General features: G+C 50.4%; 21 protein-coding genes and 11 tRNA genes. 21 read left to right on the plus strand and 11 right to left on the minus strand.

The window, feature by feature from the left end; genetic code table 11:
* Positions 1–63 precede the first annotated feature (63 nt).
* The 4 genes from rlmM to EZV72_RS11500 are packed head-to-tail and all read right to left on the minus strand — an operon-like array spanning position 64 to position 3,050.
* A complete protein-coding gene (rlmM, locus tag EZV72_RS11485; protein ID WP_137167385.1) occupies positions 64–1,161 on the minus strand; it encodes a 23S rRNA (cytidine(2498)-2'-O)-methyltransferase RlmM in 1,098 nt (365 codons plus the stop codon).
* Positions 1,162–1,163: 2 nt separating this feature from the next.
* Positions 1,164–1,529 carry a DUF423 domain-containing protein gene (locus EZV72_RS11490; RefSeq protein ID WP_175405106.1) on the minus strand — a complete coding sequence of 122 codons (366 nt, stop codon included), beginning with the start codon at positions 1,527–1,529 and terminating at the stop codon, positions 1,164–1,166.
* A complete protein-coding gene (locus tag EZV72_RS11495; RefSeq protein ID WP_137167386.1) occupies positions 1,526–2,158 on the minus strand; it encodes an alpha/beta fold hydrolase in 633 nt (210 codons plus the stop codon). The genes EZV72_RS11490 and EZV72_RS11495 overlap by 4 nt, the downstream gene beginning before the upstream one ends.
* Positions 2,151–3,050, minus strand: coding sequence for a transcriptional regulator GcvA (locus EZV72_RS11500; RefSeq protein WP_137167387.1), 900 nt, complete (start codon positions 3,048–3,050; stop codon positions 2,151–2,153). Before EZV72_RS11500 ends, EZV72_RS11495 begins: the two co-directional genes overlap by 8 nt.
* Positions 3,051–3,267: 217 nt before the next feature.
* On the opposite strand from EZV72_RS11500, the gene EZV72_RS11505 reads away from it, so the two are divergent.
* Positions 3,268–3,537 carry a hypothetical protein gene (locus tag EZV72_RS11505; RefSeq protein ID WP_137167388.1) on the plus strand — a complete coding sequence of 90 codons (270 nt, stop codon included), beginning with the start codon at positions 3,268–3,270 and terminating at the stop codon, positions 3,535–3,537.
* A 73-nt stretch (positions 3,538–3,610) separates the two neighbouring features.
* Here the strand turns inward: EZV72_RS11505 and kdsA are convergent, their stop codons facing one another.
* The 5 genes from kdsA to hemA form a co-directional block, all read right to left on the minus strand.
* Positions 3,611–4,465, minus strand: a complete 855-nt coding sequence (gene kdsA / locus EZV72_RS11510) for a 3-deoxy-8-phosphooctulonate synthase (RefSeq protein ID WP_137167389.1) — start codon at positions 4,463–4,465, stop codon at positions 3,611–3,613.
* A 13-nt stretch (positions 4,466–4,478) separates the two neighbouring features.
* A complete protein-coding gene (locus EZV72_RS11515; protein ID WP_137167390.1) occupies positions 4,479–4,853 on the minus strand; it encodes a SirB2 family protein in 375 nt (124 codons plus the stop codon).
* 104 nt (positions 4,854–4,957) lie between these two features.
* Entirely contained in the window at positions 4,958–5,797 is an 840-nt protein-coding gene (gene prmC, locus EZV72_RS11520) for a peptide chain release factor N(5)-glutamine methyltransferase (RefSeq protein WP_137167391.1), read from the minus strand.
* An 8-nt stretch (positions 5,798–5,805) separates the two neighbouring features.
* A complete protein-coding gene (gene prfA / locus EZV72_RS11525; RefSeq protein ID WP_137167392.1) occupies positions 5,806–6,891 on the minus strand; it encodes a peptide chain release factor 1 in 1,086 nt (361 codons plus the stop codon).
* Between the two features lie 14 nt (positions 6,892–6,905).
* A complete protein-coding gene (hemA, locus tag EZV72_RS11530; RefSeq protein ID WP_137167393.1) occupies positions 6,906–8,180 on the minus strand; it encodes a glutamyl-tRNA reductase in 1,275 nt (424 codons plus the stop codon).
* 115 nt (positions 8,181–8,295) lie between these two features.
* Here hemA and lolB point away from each other — a divergent pair, with 115 nt between their 5' ends.
* From lolB to ychF, 8 genes are all read left to right on the plus strand, one after another.
* A complete protein-coding gene (gene lolB, locus EZV72_RS11535) occupies positions 8,296–8,904 on the plus strand; it encodes a lipoprotein insertase outer membrane protein LolB (RefSeq protein ID WP_137167394.1) in 609 nt (202 codons plus the stop codon).
* Complete coding sequence (gene ispE, locus EZV72_RS11540; RefSeq protein WP_408640815.1) at positions 8,904–9,767, plus strand: 4-(cytidine 5'-diphospho)-2-C-methyl-D-erythritol kinase; 864 nt, start codon at positions 8,904–8,906, stop codon at positions 9,765–9,767. Before lolB ends, ispE begins: the two co-directional genes overlap by 1 nt.
* Before the next feature lie 6 nt (positions 9,768–9,773).
* Positions 9,774–9,849, plus strand: a tRNA-Gln gene (locus tag EZV72_RS11545).
* Positions 9,850–9,880: 31 nt separating this feature from the next.
* Positions 9,881–10,828 (plus strand): ribose-phosphate pyrophosphokinase, encoded by a 948-nt coding sequence (locus tag EZV72_RS11550; RefSeq protein WP_137167396.1) that lies wholly within the window; start codon positions 9,881–9,883, stop codon positions 10,826–10,828.
* A gap of 125 nt (positions 10,829–10,953) precedes the next feature.
* Complete coding sequence (locus tag EZV72_RS11555) at positions 10,954–11,361, plus strand: hypothetical protein (protein ID WP_137167397.1); 408 nt, start codon at positions 10,954–10,956, stop codon at positions 11,359–11,361.
* A gap of 159 nt (positions 11,362–11,520) precedes the next feature.
* The gene (locus EZV72_RS11560; RefSeq protein WP_137167398.1) at positions 11,521–12,159 is read left to right on the plus strand and encodes a 50S ribosomal protein L25/general stress protein Ctc; all 639 of its coding nucleotides are present in this window, start codon (positions 11,521–11,523) and stop codon (positions 12,157–12,159) included.
* A gap of 5 nt (positions 12,160–12,164) precedes the next feature.
* Positions 12,165–12,758, plus strand: coding sequence for an aminoacyl-tRNA hydrolase (pth, locus tag EZV72_RS11565; protein ID WP_137167399.1), 594 nt, complete (start codon positions 12,165–12,167; stop codon positions 12,756–12,758).
* Between the two features lie 23 nt (positions 12,759–12,781).
* Positions 12,782–13,873 (plus strand): redox-regulated ATPase YchF, encoded by a 1,092-nt coding sequence (ychF, locus tag EZV72_RS11570; RefSeq protein WP_137167400.1) that lies wholly within the window; start codon positions 12,782–12,784, stop codon positions 13,871–13,873.
* Positions 13,874–13,940: 67 nt separating this feature from the next.
* On the opposite strand, the gene EZV72_RS11575 is transcribed toward ychF, so the two are convergent.
* Both EZV72_RS11575 and EZV72_RS11580 read right to left on the minus strand, forming a co-directional pair.
* Positions 13,941–15,251, minus strand: a complete 1,311-nt coding sequence (locus tag EZV72_RS11575) for a short-chain fatty acid transporter (protein ID WP_137167401.1) — start codon at positions 15,249–15,251, stop codon at positions 13,941–13,943.
* A gap of 146 nt (positions 15,252–15,397) precedes the next feature.
* The gene (locus tag EZV72_RS11580) at positions 15,398–15,718 is read right to left on the minus strand and encodes a hypothetical protein (RefSeq protein WP_137167402.1); all 321 of its coding nucleotides are present in this window, start codon (positions 15,716–15,718) and stop codon (positions 15,398–15,400) included.
* Between the two features lie 454 nt (positions 15,719–16,172).
* On the opposite strand from EZV72_RS11580, the gene EZV72_RS11585 reads away from it, so the two are divergent.
* The 12 genes from EZV72_RS11585 (at position 16,173) to EZV72_RS11640 (ending at position 19,862) form a co-directional block, all read left to right on the plus strand.
* Positions 16,173–17,033 carry a peptidylprolyl isomerase gene (locus tag EZV72_RS11585; protein ID WP_137167403.1) on the plus strand — a complete coding sequence of 287 codons (861 nt, stop codon included), beginning with the start codon at positions 16,173–16,175 and terminating at the stop codon, positions 17,031–17,033.
* A gap of 185 nt (positions 17,034–17,218) precedes the next feature.
* Positions 17,219–17,295, plus strand: a tRNA-Met gene (locus EZV72_RS11590).
* Between the two features lie 26 nt (positions 17,296–17,321).
* Positions 17,322–17,406, plus strand: a tRNA-Leu gene (locus EZV72_RS11595).
* Between the two features lie 4 nt (positions 17,407–17,410).
* A tRNA-Gln gene (locus EZV72_RS11600) sits at positions 17,411–17,486 on the plus strand.
* Between the two features lie 40 nt (positions 17,487–17,526).
* Positions 17,527–17,602: transfer RNA gene (locus EZV72_RS11605), tRNA-Gln, on the plus strand.
* 46 nt (positions 17,603–17,648) lie between these two features.
* Positions 17,649–17,725, plus strand: a tRNA-Met gene (locus EZV72_RS11610).
* Between the two features lie 20 nt (positions 17,726–17,745).
* Positions 17,746–17,830: transfer RNA gene (locus tag EZV72_RS11615), tRNA-Leu, on the plus strand.
* Positions 17,831–17,834: 4 nt separating this feature from the next.
* A tRNA-Gln gene (locus tag EZV72_RS11620) sits at positions 17,835–17,910 on the plus strand.
* Between the two features lie 47 nt (positions 17,911–17,957).
* Positions 17,958–18,034: transfer RNA gene (locus EZV72_RS11625), tRNA-Met, on the plus strand.
* A 22-nt stretch (positions 18,035–18,056) separates the two neighbouring features.
* Positions 18,057–18,141: transfer RNA gene (locus EZV72_RS11630), tRNA-Leu, on the plus strand.
* A gap of 4 nt (positions 18,142–18,145) precedes the next feature.
* Positions 18,146–18,221 (plus strand) — tRNA-Gln (locus tag EZV72_RS11635).
* A 177-nt stretch (positions 18,222–18,398) separates the two neighbouring features.
* On the plus strand, positions 18,399–19,862 hold the full coding sequence (locus tag EZV72_RS11640; protein ID WP_137168735.1) for an alanine/glycine:cation symporter family protein: 1,464 nt from the start codon (positions 18,399–18,401) through the stop codon (positions 19,860–19,862).
* Positions 19,863–19,891: the final 29 nt, after the last annotated feature.

Consider the following 19,891-nt stretch of genomic DNA (forward strand, 5'->3'; position numbering starts at 1 on the left):
AAGTATAAAACTTGTCCAGCGGATCCACGCCACCACTTAATTTAATTAAGATTAATCAACAACTTAGTTGTAATAAGAGTTTTGCGAAACTCTTATTACCGAAACCGTGATCTCGTCACGGTCGTGGTAAAGATGCCGAAGATGCACATCAAAGCGATCTTTCAGCTCATGTAATCTTGCCTGCAGATCATCCATTGCCTCAACAACGGTCTCGTACCGGCGTTTCATTGGCAACTTTAAGTTAAAAATTGCATGATCTGCCCATTTTTTGACTAACCAGTCCCCCATGAGCCTTGCGACCCTGTCAGGCTGCTCGATCATATCACACACCAGCAAATCTACACGGCCAAATTGCGGTTTATAGGTAAATCCGTCTGCCGCAAAGTGTTCTACCAGTCCGGTGGCCATCAGTGCATCATCAATCAGGCCATTATCAATGGCCTCAACATACATTTCCCGCTGTACCAGCTGATAGGTCCATCCGCCGGGGCAGGCACCGAGATCCACCGCCCGTGCTCCGGGCCTGAAAACCAGCTCCTGTTGTGCAGGGGAGAGCATTGTGAGGATTGCTTCTTCTAATTTCAAGGTAGAACGACTCGGCGCACTGGCCGGAAATTTCAGCCGATAAATGCCATTAGCATGTAGCGTACGGCTTTGCGGGTAGGTATACCCCACCATGCAGGTATCAAAATCAGTGAAAAAAACATGGATACCCCGCCCGTTCTGCTGCTCTTTAAAGGTCAGACACTGATTTTTACGCAGTGCCTGACGCAGCACAACGGTGAATTTGCGGCAGAATTTAGCCAGGTCCTTGCCTGCGTCCGTATCGGCATGCTCAACATACAGCACCCCGTTTTTCATCTCCGGATTATCATGCCCGATTATAGATTCAAGCACCGGGGCCAGCCGATCCTGTTTATCGAGCCCCTGTAATTCGGTGGTTATCACCACCAACTGGCGGGCAAATATAGTCGACTCCACCGTCAGCAAACGACCTAGTTTGTCAGCATCTTGCGGGTTATAGCATTCATAGGTGATGAACCCTTCACCGGTGGTAAACTTTGGATATCCGTAACATTCAAGCTGTGCGGCCCGCGCCGTGATTTCGTTGGCAAGATCCGGCTCATACCCGGCTCTGCAGTATCCCAATAAACTTGCCACGCTTAGCGCCCCTTAATCATACTTACTATCAATAATATCCAGCCTGACATCATGGTCAGGCCACCTAATGGCGTCACCGGCCCCAACCAGCTTAATCCGGCCAGGGTCAGGCCATAAATACTGCCACTGAAAAGCACGGTGCCGCTAACAAAGCACCAGGCGGCTGTAGCGGCTAGTCGTGCTGAAAGACCAGGTAACGCGCACACCAGCAACACTGCCAGGCTGTGGTACATCTGATACTCAACCGCAGTGTTGAATGCGTGCAGCGCAGGCTCGCTAAGCACATTTTTCAGGCCATGTGCGCCCAGCGCGCCCAGCATGACCGCCAGCAGCGCACCGATAGCCCCCACTATGCCAAGTGTTTTCATGCGCCCTGCTCCAGCATAAATGCAGCTGCCGCATCGGCGGCCTGCTGCATATGGCTGGCATAGTCAAAACCGCTGCTTTTACGGGGTTTCAGACTGTGGTCGCCATCGGCCAGAAAGGTTAAAGAGAGCCTGTCACTCAATGTGTAAGTGCTTATTTCATCCTGCCGACCAAAGGTATCCCGCTCGCCCTGAATAATATGCACAGGCCGGCGGCACACTGCCAAATGCTCGGTACGCAGTTTGTCAGGCTTTCCCGGTGGATGAAACGGATACCCAAAAACCACTGTGCCGTTCACATCGGCTTCATCGGCAATCAGAGTGGCCATTCTGCCCCCCATAGACTTACCACCAATAAATAAGGGCAAGGCTGGCATTGTCTGTTCAATATGTGCAATCACCTGATGAAAGTACGCCTGCAGCTTATCTGCCTTGTCCGGCGGCCGGCGCTTACCGGTGCTGGCGATGGTCTGCATGTAGGAAAAATCAAACCGCACCACATCAATATGACGTTCGGCCAATAGCGCAGCCATCTGCGTCATAAATTCTGAGTCTTTCCCGGCCCCCGCCCCGTGGGCAAATAAAAACCGGCATCGGGGGCTATCTGCCTGGTTGGTGATTATATCAAACATCGTCCTGCTCTTCGTCTACCTGGGCGAGGATCCACTCGCGAAAAGCCGCTATTTTACCTAACTCAGCCTGAGTTTCATCACACACAACATAGAAAGCATCGCGACTTTCCACTTTTTCCTCAAACGGCATGATCAGCCGACCGGCTTCAATCTCCGGGCGGGCTAAAATGGTATTGGCCAGAGCAATGCCCTGCCCCAGCGCGGCAGCCTGTAACACCAGCATGGAATGACTGAATACCGGCCCCTGATTGACATTCACCCCACTGACCCCGACATGTTTGAGCCAGTTTTTCCACGCCTCACGACTTAAATCGTGTAAAAGCACATGGTGTTTAAGATCGGAGAGCTGTTCCAGTGGCTTGGGGCCATTAAATAAACTGGGTGCACACAACGGGGTCAGAAATTCTGTATGCAGGCGATCTGACTGTAGCCCTGACCAGCGGCCTTTTCCGTAGTAAATCGCCACATCCACATCGTCTTCCAGAAACCCTTCGTCAAAATCTACCGCCTTGATACGCACATCAATATCCGGGTGTGCCACACTGAACCGCGATATGCGCGGCACCAGCCATTGCGCGGCAAAGCTCGGTGGCATAGCGACAGTGATGGCGCCCTTACTTCCCCTGGCCAGCAAGCGCTCGGTGGCTTCCTGTAAACTTTTGAAGATATCTTTAAGCTCCAGAAAGTATGCCTGACCTTCTTCGGTTAGCAGTAGAGTGCGGTTGCGCCGGATAAACAATTTCATGGATAAAAATTCTTCCAGCGCTTTAATCTGATGACTGACCGCTGCCTGAGTCACAAACAGTTCATCAGCAGCGCGGGTAAAACTCAAATGGCGGGCTGCCGCTTCAAAGGCTTTCAGCGCATTTAAGGGAGGAAGACGTCGTTGCATAAGGCTAATCTTTTCTCGTTATCAAAACCCAGCCAAGCATTAGTTAATCTAATGAATTAGCACTAGTTTATGTCGTTTTATTTTTAATCAAATACTGATTAATATTTGCACCAATTAAAAGAGAACCCTCTTTAAACAATAAGTTAACAAACATTATCCGTTAACGATATTTACATAAAACATACATATTCTAAATTATTTTTATTAGGTGTAAAATATGAAAACCCGCTTTATCGCTGCTGCTGTATCCACCATGATTTTCACTCTGCCGGTCAGTGCTGCGCCCAAAACATCCCAACCGGCGGCTGATACATCACCTGCCTTTGCGCTTAATCTGGATGTTAGCCTGATCACACCCCAACTGGATATGGATGCTGCGGTTAAACAACACGTTAAAACCACACTGACTAACGCCCCGACAACCGACTCCAAGCGGACTCTGCTGGCCTGGCAACCGGCTTCTCGTAGCCAGCACACCGGCGAATAAGACGTCACTTTACACCTGATACAATAAAGGCAAGCTGAGCTTGCCTTTATCTATTATACGAGCGAGTTTGCCGCTATTGCGCTGAAGTATCCAGCTCAGCAAAACCCTTAACCAGTTCATCCATCGCCTTCATTTGTGCCAGATACGGCTCAAGCTTGGATAACGGCAATGCACAGGGTCCGTCACACTTGGCTTCATCCGGATTCGGATGTGCTTCAATAAACAAACCGGCCAGACCCAGCGCCATGCCGCTGCGTGCCAGTTGCGCAGCCTGAGCACGACGTCCGTCGGCTGATGTTTCCCGGCCACCCGGCATCTGCAGCGCGTGCGTTGCATCAAAGATAACCGGTGCATATTCTTTCATGGCTTCCATACCCAGCATGTCCACCACCAGATTGTTGTAACCAAAACAGCTGCCACGCTCACACAGAATCACATTTTCATTGCCGGCTTCACCGAGTTTTTTGATAATATGACGCATCTCATGCGGGGCCAGAAACTGAGGTTTTTTCACATTGATCACAGCGCCGGTTTCAGCCATCGCCACCACCAGATCGGTCTGCCGGGCTAAAAACGCAGGAAGCTGGATAACATCCGCCACCTCAGCCACCGGCTGACACTGATAAGGTTCGTGGACATCCGTGATCACAGGTACATCAAAGGTTTGTTTGATTTCCTGGAAGATTTTCAGGCCTTCTTCCATGCCCGGGCCACGAAAAGAATGGACCGATGAGCGATTCGCTTTATCAAACGATGCTTTAAACACATAGGGTATGCCCAGTTTATCTGTAACATTTTTATAATGCTCGGCAATCTTCATTGCCAGATCGCGGGACTCCAGTACGTTCATGCCGCCAAACAAGACAAATGGCAAATGGTTAGCGACGTCGGTCTTTCCGACCTGAATAACTTTTGAAGATACAGTCATAAAATGATGTCCTTTAGAAAAATATCGGCTGCTTGGTAATCGCCACTTTTGCAATCAGCAGTAACCAGACAATGGCCCCCACAAAGCCAGCCCAGCGCATCAGCGCCGTGCGACCCCATTTAAGGGCAAACATTCCCAGTAATATATACATCAGCAGGCCGACAAATTTAAACGTCAGCCAGTCTGTTACAAACGGCCACTGTCCCAGCAAACTGCACATCCACAGGGCGCTGGCCAGCAGTACAGTGTCGACCACATGCGGGACAATTTTTATCCATTTGGCTTTTAAAAAATCAGGCGATGCCTGCAACATAACAAACCTGAAAATAAACAGTAGCGCACTGATTGCCACTGCCGTCAGGTGAAGATGTTTTGCCATCATGTACATAGTAACAATTCCTGTTTAATGCATCTTAACGCAGTTGAATGTGTGTAGATGCTTACTATACGCACGCCATTTAGCGAAGCGCAAACCTCTTCAGTGAAGATAATTTAAGACGGGTTATCTAGCTGCCCCATGGTTACCCGTGGCTGCCCGGCTAAATCCCTGGCGGTAGTGATTTGGCTAAATCCGCGCTGCTCTAACAGCTCACGAATCGCGTGGTCCTGCGCATAACCATGCTCAAGCAGCAGCCAGCCACCGGGCAACAAATGCGCCGGCGCAGAGCTGATAATCAGTCTGATATCATCCAGACCGTCAGCACCGGATGTCAGGGCAGAGTCAGGCTCAAAGCGCACATCGCCCTGCTGCAGGTATTCACTGTCCTGCTCCACATAAGGCGGGTTAGAAGCAATCAGGTCAAACTGCTGACCGGCCAGCGAATCAAACCAGCTGCTTTGAATAAAGCGCACATTAGTGAGGTTCAATGCTGCTGCATTGGCGGTGGCAAGCATCACGGCTTCGGGCTGAAAGTCAACCCCGGTCACCTGCGCGGCTGAGCGCTCGCTGGCCAGTGCCAGGGCAATAGCCCCGGTTCCGGTACCCAGATCGCAAATCGCCGAGGGCCCGTCAGGCAATCGGCGAAGTGCTTCTTCCACCAGAATTTCAGTGTCTGGGCGGGGAATGAGCGTGGCGTCACTGACGTTAAGTGTAAAGGTCCAGAAGTCCCGCGACCCGGTAATGTAGGCCACCGGACGGCCCTGGGCACGCTGCTCTACCATCTGGTTAAAGCGTTGTTGCTGGGCCTCACTCAGAAGTTTGTCGGGCCAGGTATACAGATACGTCTGGGTTTGCTCCAGCACCGCGCACAGCAGCACCCGGGCATCCAGTGCAGCCGTATCGCTGTGCGTAAACTGCCCGGCTGCCCATTGCAGCGCTTGCTGAATTTGCATCAGCAGAATTAGCCGTCAGCCAGCGAGGCCAGTAGATCAGCCTGGTGTTCCTGACGGATCGGCTCAACCAGTGCGCCCAGGTCACCGGCAATCACATCGTCCAGTTTGTACAGAGTCAGGTTGATACGATGGTCGGTTACCCGGCCCTGCGGAAAGTTGTAGGTACGAATACGTTCTGACCGATCCCCACTGCCCACCAGGTTACGACGGGTGCTGGCTTCTTCGGCCGCACGCTTTTCCTTTTCAATCTGATTCAGACGCGCCTGCAGTACTGACATCGCTTTAGCACGGTTTTTATGCTGCGAACGCTCATCCTGACACTCCACCACAAGACCCGTAGGAATATGGGTAATACGAATGGCAGAGTCGGTTTTGTTAACGTGCTGACCACCGGCACCGGAAGCCCGGAAGGTATCCACTTTCAGATCAGCCGGGTTAATGTCAATCGCCTCAGACTCAGGCAGTTCAGGCAGTACAGCAACCGTACAGGCAGAAGTATGGATGCGCCCCTGAGATTCAGTCTCAGGCACCCGCTGCACCCGGTGACCACCGGATTCAAACTTCATAATGCCGTAGGCGCCGTCACCCGACAGGTTGGCAATCACCTCTTTAAACCCGCCGTGCTCGCCTTCGCTGGCACTGACCAGCTCAACCCGCCAGCCTTGTGTTTCAGCATAACGGCTGTACATACGAAACAAATCACCGGCAAAAATGGCCGCTTCATCACCCCCAGCACCTGCCCGTATCTCCAGAAAGCAGCTATGGTCGTCATTGGGGTCTTTTGGCAGCAGCAGAATTTGCAGCTCATCTTCTAGGCGAGCCAGTTCGCCCTTGGCCAGTTTGATTTCCTCAGCGGCCATTTCACGCATGTCAGCATCATCTTCTTCAAGCATCTCGTTGGCTGATGCCAGGTTCTGCTCGGCCTGACGGTAGGCATTAAAGCCTTTTACCACGTCTTCCAGCTGGCTGTATTCTTTAGACAACGCGCGAAACTTTTCCTGATTACCAATTACATCCGGATCGCCAAGCAACGCCTGAACTTCGTCGAAACGTTCGTTCAGATTTTCCAGTTTGATGATAACCGATTCTTTCATACCCTTTATTTACCTTATTCGTCGCGCTGACTCGTGTGGCTGTCAAGTTCCAGCGACTGGCTTAGCCAGCCGGTCAGCGAATCATCGTTTTGCCGGGCTGCTTCGCGAAGCATTCGTGTAGGCCCGTGCATCAATGTATTGGTTAATTTATGCGCCAGTTCTTTTATTACATCGTCGGCACTTTTTCCGTCTGACAGTTGGTTAAGTGCCCGTTCTACTAGTTCTTCCCGCTGCTGATTGCCGCGCTGCCGATACTGTCGCACCATATCAATAGATTGCTGGGATTGCCGCCAGTTCAGGTAGGTATCCACCTGACTGCCGATAATGGCTTCGGCTTCCTGGGCAGCTTCTTCTCGGGAGGCCAGATTCTGCTCCACGATATGTTGCAGATCATCCACCGTATACAGATACGCATCACCCAGTTCATTGACTTCTGACTCGATATCTCTGGGTACAGCCAGATCAACCAGAAACATCGGCATGTTTCTGCGCTGACGCAGGGCCCGTTCAACCATACCTTTACCGATTAATGGTAACTGGCTGGCGGTAGAGCTGATCACTATATCAAAATTATGCAGCTGCTCGGGTACCTGGGCCAGTGTTAACACCTGCGCATCCAGGGTATCTGCCAGCGTCTGGGCCCGCGCCATCGTGCGGTTTGCCACACTGATACGCTGTACCCCCTGCTCTTTAAGATGCTGCGCAACCAGTTCAATGGTTTCGCCAGCACCAACCAGCAGCACTGAGCGTCTTGGCAACTCAGAAAATATATGTTTAGCCAGCTGCACCGCCGCAAATGCCACCGACACCGCATTGGCCCCGATGTCGGTATCAGTGCGAACCTTTTTTGCCACCGAGAAAGTATGCTGAAATAAGCGTTCAAACTCGCCGTTAACCGTGCCGGAGTGCCGTGCGTCGTTATACGCCTGCTTAACCTGTCCCAGAATCTGCGGCTCACCCAGAATCAGCGAGTCCAGTCCGCTGGCTACGCGCATTAAATGCCGTATCGCCTCAGACTGTTCAAAATGGTAACTGTGCCCGGCAATCATGGTCTCGTCCACACAGTGAAACTGTGCTAACCAGTTCAGTAAGTCACGATAACTGTAATTTTCACTGCTGACGTACAACTCGGTGCGGTTACAGGTTGAAACAATCACCGACTCCTGCACACCGGTCTGTGCTTTTAGCGAAGACAGCGCAGCAACCAGCGAATCCGGCGTAAAAGCGACTTTCTCGCGTAGTGCTACCGGTGCTGTTTTGTGATTGATTCCGAGGGCAAGTAAGGTCATTTAGATTCATCTGGCGACTTCGGAGCGGCATTGTACGAAAAAGCCAAAATTATTGAAAGTCTTGCAGCAACTGTGTTCCTATATATTAGTCCAATCAGTTTAATCGGTTTTCTTTATGTTTGCTCGCCGTGTAATCAGTTTTCTTTTCTTTCTCAGTCTGACTGGTTGCACCACGCTTCCGGATGGCCCCGACCAGCAGGTGAGTTTACCGGCTCAGCTGGACGCGCTTAAACAGGTCAATGACTGGAAAATTCAGGGTAAAATGGCGCTGCGCGATGAGCAGCAGGCGGTAAGTGCCAACTTACTGTGGAAAGCCCGCCCAGACGATGTTCACTTCCGGCTGACCAATACATTGGGCATCACCCTGGTGAACCTGACCGATCAACAGGGCGAGGTTACCTTAGAAGCTGATGACCAGACTTTTCAAGATACCGATGCCAGTGCTCTGATTGAGCGCGTCACCGGCTGGCAGGTGCCGGTAACTCAACTGCTTAACTGGGTAAAGGGTCTGCCCGGCCCAACAGATCAGTACACGCTAAATGACAAAGGTTTACTGCAAACCCTGACCCCTGGTGACTGTGCCGGATGCGGCCACTGGCAGGTCAGCTATACCCATTATGGTAGAGTCAATGACAGCTGGCTGCCCTATGCATTAACCCTGACCCGGGCCGACCAGCCCAATACCTTTATAAAAATACGTATAGACCGATGGACTGTGAAGTAATGTCTGTAATATGGTGGCCGAGCCCGGCCAAACTTAATCTGTTTTTACATATCACCGGCCGGCTTGATAACGGCTATCATCAGCTGCAAACCCTGTTTCAGATGCTCGACGTTGGCGATGAGCTGGCGTTTGATGTCAATGATAACGGCCAAATCACCATGGCCACGTCACTGCCCGGTGTTGCCGATGATGACAATCTGATTATCCGGGCGGCGCGTTTGCTGGCCAGTTATACCGGCTGTCAAAAAGGCGCGGTGATCCGGTTGAACAAACAGCTCCCCATGGGGGGCGGCATCGGCGGTGGTTCATCAAATGCAGCGACCACGCTGGTTGCCCTGAATCATTTATGGCAATGCGGGCTGAGCAACAATGAACTGGCTCAGCTGGGTCTTCAGCTAGGCGCCGATGTCCCGGTTTTTGTCCACGGTGAAACCGTCTTTGCCTCCGGGGTTGGCGAGCAGTTCACCCCGGCCGGCCATACCGAGCAGTACTATCTGGTGGTCAATCCGGGCGTGCATGTCAGCACCCCGGCGGTATTTGGCGAGCCGGATCTGCCCAGAAACACGCCAGTGATTGATTTTCAGGACTATTCGTTTGATTTAACCACAAATGATTGCCAGCAAATTGTCACAAACCGCCATCCCGAAGTTGCAAAATTATTACAGTGGTTGCTACAATTCGCTCCGTCGCGGATGACGGGCACAGGGGCGTGCGTGTTTGCCACATTTAGTAACCGAAGCGAAGCACTGGCTGTGCAGGCAAAATTGCCCGCCCACTGGCGTGGCTTTGTGGCTAAAGGTGTAGCTCAATCGCCGTTAAAAATACAACTACATGAAGTGAACGCTGTTCCGGACAGAACTTAATACCATTGGGGTATAGCCAAGTTGGTAAGGCAGCGGGTTTTGATCCCGCCATTCGTAGGTTCGAGTCCTGCTACCCCAGCCACCTCTACTAGCAAAGCACTGAGGAATCACTTGTGCCAGATATGAAGATCTTTGCAGGTAACGCCGTACCAGAACTTGCCCAGAAGGTTGCCGATCGTCTTTACACCAAGCTTGGAAATGCCAGCGTTGGCCGTTTCAGCGACGGTGAAATCAGCGTTGAAATTCATGAAAACGTCCGTGGTTCGGACGTTTTTATTATCCAGTCAACGTGTGCGCCAACCAACGATAACCTGATGGAACTGATTGTGATGATCGACGCACTGCGTCGGGCATCAGCAGGTCGGATCACGGCGGTAATGCCCTACTTTGGTTATGCGCGTCAGGATCGCCGTGTGCGTTCTGCCCGTGTACCAATTACGGCCAGAGTCGTTGCCGACTTCCTGTCTAATGTGGGCGTAGATCGGGTACTGACCATCGACCTGCATGCCGAGCAAATCCAGGGCTTCTTTGATGTTCCTGTCGATAATGCCTTCGGTACCCCTATCCTGCTGGCTGACATGATCGAACGTGATTTTGTTGACCCGGTTGTTGTATCGCCGGATATCGGCGGTGTTGTACGGGCACGGGCTACGGCAAAATTACTGAATGACTCTGACCTTGCCATCATCGATAAACGTCGTCCTAAGGCCAATGTGGCTCAGGTGATGAACATTATCGGTGATGTACAGGACCGTGACTGCATCATTGTGGATGACATGATCGACACCGGCGGCACGCTGGCCAAAGCCGCAGAAGCGTTGAAAAAGCGGGGCGCGCGCAAAGTGTATGCGTATGCCACTCATGCTATTTTTTCAGGCAATGCAGCCAACAACCTGCGCGAGTCTGTGATTGACGAAATTGTTATCACCGACAGTATCCCACTGAGTGACGATATGAAGCAGGTAGACAAAGTGAAACAACTGACTCTGTCTGACATGCTGGCAGAAACGATTCGTCGTATCAGCAACGAAGAATCTATCTCAGCCATGTTTGCTTACTAGGCTGGTCACAACACCGCTTAGACAATGCCGCCCTCACAGGCGGCATTTTTGTTTGTGCTATTCATTGTTTATTCAGATGCGGCAGGTCACAATAGCCTTGAGATGCTCAAATAAGGAACATGACCATGCCAGCGCTGCTGCGAATATTACCCGTGATGCTGCTTAGCCTGACCGCCTGCAGCCAGCACACCACAGCGGATGAAGCCGCCCCGTCCCGGACCGCTGATTCAGCCACTGATACTGCCCCCCATGCTACCGGGAATAAAAAAATGAATGTACAGAAAACACTGACTGGCACGCTGGTGTATAAAACGATTGAAGGCGGCTTTTATGGGTTTGTGGCGGATAATGGTAAACACTATACCTTGCGCAACCTGGCCCCGGAGCATAAAAAAAATGGCATGCAGCTGACCGTCACCGGCCGGGTACGAAACGATATTATGACCTTTACCCAGTTCGGCGATGTCTTTGACGTTGAGACCGTCGATAGCCTGGATGCCAGCCATGTTAAGCCGGCAGATAATACGTTTTAAGACCCGCCTTTTGGTTTGTAACCTGATAATAACAGTGGTAGAATTCGCCGCCCTTAATTTTTGGGGCCGTTGTAATTTACATGTAGTAAAGGCAACGCACGCGATGTGCTTTTGGTCGCGGAAGCACATTTACGATTAATTTATTACTGGAGACAGTCAATGTCTACAAACACTATTTTTACTCTGGATGCTAATGTCCGTGCTGATAAAGGGAAAGGTGCGAGCCGCCGCCTTCGTCGTGCAGACCTGGTTCCAGCGATCCTGTACGGTGGCAACGAAGAGCCAGTATCTCTGACTCTTGATCACAACAAAGTAAACAACTCTGCTGATTATGAAGCATTTTACTCTCATGTTCTGACTCTGAACATCGACGGTAAGAAAGTTGAAGCGCTGTTAAAAGACATTCAGCGTCACCCGTACAAGCCAAAGATCACTCACGTGGATTTCCAACGTGTTGTTGCTGGTGAAAAACTGCACACTAACGTTCCTCTGCATTTCATCAATGATGAGCGCAACGCTGCTATCAAAGCAGGCGGTATCGCAGAACACCAGGCCAACGAAGTTGAAGTAACTTGTCTGCCTAAAGACCTGCCAGAGTTCATTGAAGTTGATATCGCTGAACTAGAGATGGATACTACTTTGCACCTGTCTGACCTGAAACTTCCTGCTGGCGTAACATCAGTTGAACTGGCTAAAGAAGATGAGACTCACGACCTGGCGGTTGTGACTATCAAACCTGCTCCTAAAGCTCCAGCAGCTGACGAAGCAGAAGGCGAAGAAGCAGGCTCTGAGGAATAATCCTCTTGTCTGACATTCGTCTGATCGTGGGCCTGGGTAATCCAGGCCCCGAATATGAAAACACCCGTCATAATGCTGGTGCCTGGTTCCTTGAAGAACTGGCAGCACGCTTTAACACTTCCCTAACCCCAGAATCCAAATTCTTTGGTAAAACAGCCCGCATCACAGTGGCTGGCCAGGACATACGCCTACTTTATCCCACCACCTTTATGAATAAGAGTGGTCAGGCAGTAGGGGCGCTGGCAAATTTTTACCGGATTGAACCGGAACAGATTCTGGTCGCATTTGATGAGCTTGATCTGCCTGCTGGGGTAGCCAAGTTTAAAATGGGTGGAAGTTCCAGCCAGAATGGTGTGCGCGATATTGTCGCCCGTCTGGCCAACAACAAGAATTTTTTGCGCTTGCGTATTGGCATCGACCATCCCGGACATAAATCCAGGGTAACCGGTCATGTATTAGGCAAGCCAGCTTTAGCAGAAAAAGAAGCTATCGACAGCGTGATCGATGAAGCCGTGCGATGCACAGAAATTCTGCTTAAAGATGATTTAAAAACAGCTCAGAACCGGCTTCATTCTTTTAAAGCCGAAGTCACCAAATAACCTAACCAAGACAAGAGGCTAGCATGGGTTTTAAATGTGGTATCGTCGGCCTGCCGAACGTAGGTAAATCGACCTTATTCAATGCGCTGACTAAAGCGGGTATTGAAGCCGCCAACTTCCCGTTTTGTACCATTGAACCAAATACTGGTGTGGTACCTGTTCCTGATTTACGTCTGGACAAACTGGCTGCAATTGTTAATCCACAAAAAGTGATTCCTACGACGATGGAATTTGTGGACATTGCCGGCCTGGTAGAAGGTGCCTCTAAAGGTGAAGGTCTGGGCAACAAGTTTCTGGCTAACATCCGCGAGACTGACGCTATCGGTCATGTGGTTCGTTGTTTTGACAACGACAACATTGTACACGTTGCCGGTAAAGTCAGCCCGCAAAACGATATTGATGTTATTAATACTGAACTGGCCCTGTCAGACCTGGAAACTACTGAAAAAGCGCTGCTTCGCGTAGCAAAACGCGCCAAGGGCGGTGATTCAGAAGCCAAGTACGAATTAAAAGTACTGGAAAAAATCAAGCCGCATCTGGATGAAGGCCACCTGCTGCGCTCGCTTGAGCTGAGTAAGGAAGAGCTGGCTGCGATCAGCTATATGAATTTGCTGACGCTGAAGCCCACCATGTACATCGCCAATGTCAACGAAGACGGGTTTGAAAATAATCCTTATCTGGATGAAGTGAAGCAGATTGCCGCCGGCGAAAATGCCGTGGTGGTTGCTGTTTGCGCAGCAATTGAGTCAGAAATTGCGGAGCTTGACGACGAAGAGCGTGAAGAATTCATGCAGGATATGGGCTTGGAAGAGCCGGGATTAAACCGGGTTATTCGCGCCGGTTACAACCTGCTTACCCTACAGACCTACTTCACCGCCGGGGTGAAAGAAGTGCGTGCATGGACTTATCCGGAAGGCTCAACCGCGCCTCAGGCTGCCGGTAAAATCCATACCGACTTTGAAAAAGGCTTTATCCGTGCTGAGATTGTGTCATTTGATGACTATGTTCAGTATAACGGTGAACAAGGTGCAAAAGATGCCGGTAAATGGCGTCTGGAAGGCAAAGAATATATCGTGAAAGATGGCGATGTTATTCACTTCCGCTTCAACGTTTAAGGTTAACGCCTGTTATAAAAACACCGCCTTTATGGCGGTGTTTTTATTTGAATTATCAGCCGTCTGTTCATCCTACAAAGCGCAGTACCAGTGAAATTATTACGCCGGTGATCAGTAACTGAATCAGACAAAAGCCCATAATATCTCTGGCTTTAAGCCCGGCAATCGCCAGTACCGGCAGCGCCCAGAAAGGCTGAATCAGGTTGGTCCATGCATCGCCCCAGGCCACCGCCATGGCGACCCGGTTCACCTGAGCACCCAACTCGAGTGCTGCCGGTAGCATCACCGGTGCCTGCACGGCCCATTGGCCACCGCCGGAAGGAACAAAAATATTGACAATACCGGCGCTGATAAAACTCCAAACCGGTAGTGAATCGGCGGTGGCAAAACTGATCAGCCACTGTGACATGCTTTGCGCCAGTCCCGACTGTACCATGACCGCCATAATACCGGCGTAAAACGGAAACTGAATCACAATACCGGCCCCACCACTGATGGCCTGTTGCAAACTGTGTAATAAAGAGCGAGGCGTGCCATGCAGCACAATGGCGCAGAATAAAAACAGATAATTGACAATATTAAGATTCAGTGACCCGCCCTGCCAGAAATAACTGACTAGATAAATCAGACCTGCTGCACCGATAAGCAGGGCCAGCACCGGGCTGTTTTCCAGCTTGTCAGCCGGGCGATGGTCTTCGCAAGGGGGTAATGGCTCATCCTGTAATTTATCTTTTTCAACAATCACAGCATCCTGGTCACCTGGCATCATGAGGCGGTTTACCAGCGGCATGACGATAAATAAAATACCCAGCAGCACCAGATTAAAATTGGCAAACAAGGTATCACTGGTATCAATGACTCCAATCTGGTTTTCGGTGAAATGGCCAGGGGTGGCAATGGTCAGCGGTACTGACCCGGCCAGCCCCCCGTGCCACACCACAAAACCAGAATACGCACTGGCCACCAGTAAGCGGTAGTCTACCCGTACCTGCCGGGCCAGCGCTTTAGCAAATAAAGCACCAACGACCAGACCAAATCCCCAGTTGATCCAGCTGGCAACCAGCGAGACCAGTGTTACCAGTACAATAGCCCGCCCTGCCGAATGGGCTGTGGTAGCCAGTTTTTCCAGCGCGCCCTTGACCAGTGGCGTGCTGGCCAGCATAAAACCGGTTACCAGAACCAGCAGCATTTGCATAGAAAAACTTAACAATCCCCAGAATCCGTCGCCCCATTGCTCAACCACCGTCAGCGCAGACTGCTGTTCAACCAGCATAGCTGCTGCAAACACCACCAGGGTCAGTAAGAGGACAAAAATATAAGGATCAGGCAGGTAGCGCTCAACGAGCTTAACAAAAGGGCGGGCGGCTCGGTTTAGCATAATTAAAATGTATAACCTGTGTTATCAGTGTGTTACCTACCATAACGAAGGACAGGAACAAAACTCAAGCAATAAACAGGACATACAGACCAAAGTACTACCAACACCTTGTCGGTGCTGGCAAAGTATTGGTAGTACCAGCAAGGTTAGCGCCGCCCCAGCACATCCACAATCTGGCGCGTGCCTTCAAGCACTCTGAGCAGGTGCCCGTCAATCCGGATAGTCACCAGTCCGTCACGATGACGCTCAATCACCTGTCCATGATGATAATAGTCATCATGTAAATACCTGCCACGGCGGTAGTCCCGGCTGTTGTGCACATAGACTTTTTCAGCCCGGTGACTATGCTTTTTATGCTGATGCTTTTTGTGATGGCCGTGCGCCCTGGCATGTTCAGGCGGACTTGCCAGGGCGCTGGTTGCCGGTAAGAGTGCCAGCGCCGTAAGAATAAGAAAAATCGATTTCATACAATACTCCTGTTACATCAATAACGGCCTTATTATGTGTTTGATGGCTGAACCCATCATGAATTCACTGTGAACGGCCTTTTGTTTGCGGTTTCCAGACAGCGCTGAGTAAAGCCGTTCACCGATATCGCTCTTCTGTGCAATACCGTTTTAAAACCGTTAGTTATCATATTGGTAGGTATTAACGTCAGGTATGTTTACAGCAGAGTTCATGCCAGCTGAATAAAACCAGGGGCCAGTCGTAACCGGGCATTATCGCTGAGACCAGCCCCCTGCCTGCCCTCGGGAACATAAAAAAGTTTGTATATTCGCAAACTGGCAAGAAGTTTGTATAGCCCTGTCAGAATAAAAAGTGTATTTAAACGCATTCACTTAATCAGCAGCGTCATAATCATCATCATCCACGCTTCTGATGGTTTTCATCTACTCACGCACGATTTAACAGGAACCCGGCATGCAAGGTCTACGCGCACTTATTGCGTTGTTTTTATTATCAATTTCATTTTTTACACCCGCTGAGGATGCGGCTGATGCGTATTTTTGGTACGACATTCCCCAATCAAAACTGGTGTATGTGCAAACCGCACACGGGCAGGTTGTGATTGCCCTGACTGACAGTATTGCGCCACATCATGTCGCCCGATTCACACACCTGGTGAAACAGGGCTTTTATAATAATCGTTACTTTTATCGCGTTTTAGAAGGTTTTGTGGCCCAGGCCGGTAGTAACAGCACCCACAAATTGACAGAGAGCACGCTGCCCCTGAAACCGGAGTTTACCGCTATGGCCGTGGAAGGCTTTTATGAAGTTGAACGCAACAGTCCGAATGCCCCGGTCAGCGGTTTTATCAATGGCTTTCCGGCAGGCGCCACGCCTGACCGTCAGCGCTACTGGCTGGCTCACTGTCCGGGTATGGTTGCCATGGCCCGTGACAACAGTCCGGATACCGGCGCCACCGAGTTTTATATCGTCATGGGCCAGGCGCCCCGTCATCTTGATCGTAACATGTCGATATTTGGTCGGGTGGTAGCTGGCATGGACGCGCTACAAAAACTGCCCCGTGGGGACACAAACAATAATGGTATGATTAAGGACTTCTCTGAAAACAGCGAATTGATCTATGCTCAGATGGGCGATGATTTACCGGTTCGCCGTCAGCGGAATTTTAAAATACAGCTTCCCGGACACAGTGCGTATGAAAAACGGGCCGAACAGGCGCGTACGCTAAGCAGTCCGTTTTTTGTTGATGATGCTCTGGCCCCCCGCCCAGTAGATATTTGCTATACCATGACCGAAGTGGTTGAATACGAGTAAGAAAATTGGTGATTTTCGATCAGCAAATGCCCTGAATTGCGGCGACTTTTTCAGCATAATGTTGCTAATTGCTCCGTTTCAGTACACATAGTGAGCATTTAAAAAAAGTTAGTAAAAAAGGGGTTGACGGAGACCACTCATATTCGCATAATACGCGCCACTTCCTGAGAGGGAAAAGAAAAAGAGGCTACGTAGCTCAGCTGGTTAGAGCACATCACTCATAATGATGGGGTCGCAAGTTCGAATCTCGCCGTAGCCACCACTCTTTCTTTTCATGAAGTTAGCTGCGCGGAAGTGGTGGAATTGGTAGACACGCTGGATTTAGGTTCCAGTGCTTCACGGCGTGAGAGTTCAAGTCTCTCCTTCCGCACCATTGTTGGGGTATAGCCAAGTTGGTAAGGCAGCGGGTTTTGATCCCGCCATTCGTAGGTTCGAGTCCTGCTACCCCAGCCAGTTTTTAAGTAATTACGCTTCACGTTGCGTGATTATCAACTGGGATATAGCCAAGTTGGTAAGGCAGCGGGTTTTGATCCCGCCATTCGTAGGTTCGAGTCCTGCTATCCCAGCCATACATAAAGAGACCGGTCAGTTACCGGTTTTTTTATTACCAAACGTGGCTACGTAGCTCAGCTGGTTAGAGCACATCACTCATAATGATGGGGTCGCAAGTTCGAATCTCGCCGTAGCCACCATTCTTCTTGGTAAGAAGAACGCGGAAGTGGTGGAATTGGTAGACACGCTGGATTTAGGTTCCAGTGCTTCACGGCGTGAGAGTTCAAGTCTCTCCTTCCGCACCACAACTGGGATATAGCCAAGTTGGTAAGGCAGCGGGTTTTGATCCCGCCATTCGTAGGTTCGAGTCCTGCTATCCCAGCCATTTTTTTAGAAAACCGGTCTGTACCGTTTTTTTTATTGATACATTTTGGCTACGTAGCTCAGCTGGTTAGAGCACATCACTCATAATGATGGGGTCGCAAGTTCGAATCTCGCCGTAGCCACCATTCTTCTTCGGGTTAAGAAGATGCGGAAGTGGTGGAATTGGTAGACACGCTGGATTTAGGTTCCAGTGCTTCACGGCGTGAGAGTTCAAGTCTCTCCTTCCGCACCACAATTGGGATATAGCCAAGTTGGTAAGGCAGCGGGTTTTGATCCCGCCATTCGTAGGTTCGAGTCCTGCTATCCCAGCCATATTAAGAGAACCGGCCTAGTGCCGGTTTTTTTATGCCTGTCATTTTATTTTATACGGCTAGATGTCTAACCGGTGCGACCTGTATTCTCTTTTCCCCACCTACCAGCGTGGTAGACTAGCCAGTTAAAACAGAAATTAAAAATAATCCAAGGAACTCATTAGTGTTTGATAAGTTAATGGAGACCATTAATGACATTGTTGCTGTCATTAACGGCATATTATGGGGGGACGGGTTCAAAGCCTCGATGCTCCCTGGTCTTGACGGTGTGGACATCGCTACCGGCCCGATTCTGATTTACATGCTGGTATTCTGCGGCTTGTGGTTTACCTTTAAGCTGGGTGGCGTTCAGATTCGTCACTTTGGGCATATGTTCAAAGTCATGAAAGGCAGCACCACCTCATCTCAGGATGGCATCAGTTCTTTTCAGGCATTGTGTACCAGTCTGTCTGCCCGGGTCGGTACCGGCAACCTGGCTGGCGTAGCGATCGCCATTTCAGTAGGTGGTGCTGGGGCTATTTTCTGGATGTGGATGATTGCTCTTATTGGCATGGCCACCGGCTTTGCAGAGAGTGTACTGGGGCAGTTGTATAAGGTTCGCGACGAAAACGGTGAATACCGCGGCGGCCCGGCTTACTACATTAAGCAGGGACTGAATAAAACCTGGCTGGCTGTGGCATTTTCTCTGTGTCTGTTTTTAGGCTACGGGTTTATCTTTAGTGCGGTTCAGGCCAATACCATCACCGATGCCCTGCAAAATGCCTATGCTATTCCTACCCTGTATTCCGGTATTGCGATTATTGTGGTGGCTGGCCTGATTGTGATGGGCGGCCTGCGTGGTATTGCCCGCTTTGCTGAAATGGCCGTTCCCTTTATGGGCGTAGGTTATATTCTGGTTGCTCTGTTTGTCACCTTTATGAATATTGACCTGGTACCGCAAATGCTGGGGCATATTTTCAGTTCTGCATTCGGACTGGAAGCAGCCGGAGGCGGCGCGCTGGGTGCAGCTATTAAAGCCGGTATTCAGCGCGGCCTGTATTCTAACGAAGCCGGATCAGGCAGTGTTCCCCATGCCGCCGCCAGCGCAGATCCCTACCCTCGTCATCCGGTGTCACAAGGCTATGTGCAAATGCTGGGGGTCTTTTTCGACACGATTATTCTGTGTACCTGTACCGCATTTATTATTTTGCTGGCGGGCATGGAAAATGCTGCTGAAGGTCAGGGCGGAATTGGTCTGACCCAGGATGCATTAAGCGTTCATCTTGGCGCGTCGGGCACGGATTTTATCTCCGCTGCCATTTGTCTGTTTGCGTTTACCTCAGTTGTTGCCAACTATGCCTATGGTGAGAGTAACCTTCATTTGTTTAAATTAGACAGCAAGGCCGGTCGCCTGGTTTATACCTTTGGGTATCTGGGTATGATTCTGTGGGGCTCTGTGGCGGCATTGCCCACTGTATGGGCTATGGCGGATATGGCGCTGGGGTTGATGTCTGTGATCAATATTTCGGCAATTATCATGATGACCCCGACCATTGTGTCCATCAGTAAAGATTATTTTGCCAAGCAAAAATCCGGTGAAAAAATTGAATACCGGGATGGCGACTGCCCGATTCAGGGTAAAACCGAAGATAATATCTGGTAACCCCTGCTTTATACTCCTGTGGCCGTCTG

It is taken from the genome of Salinimonas lutimaris, assembly GCF_005222225.1.
Lineage (GTDB): Bacteria > Pseudomonadota > Gammaproteobacteria > Enterobacterales > Alteromonadaceae > Alteromonas > Alteromonas lutimaris.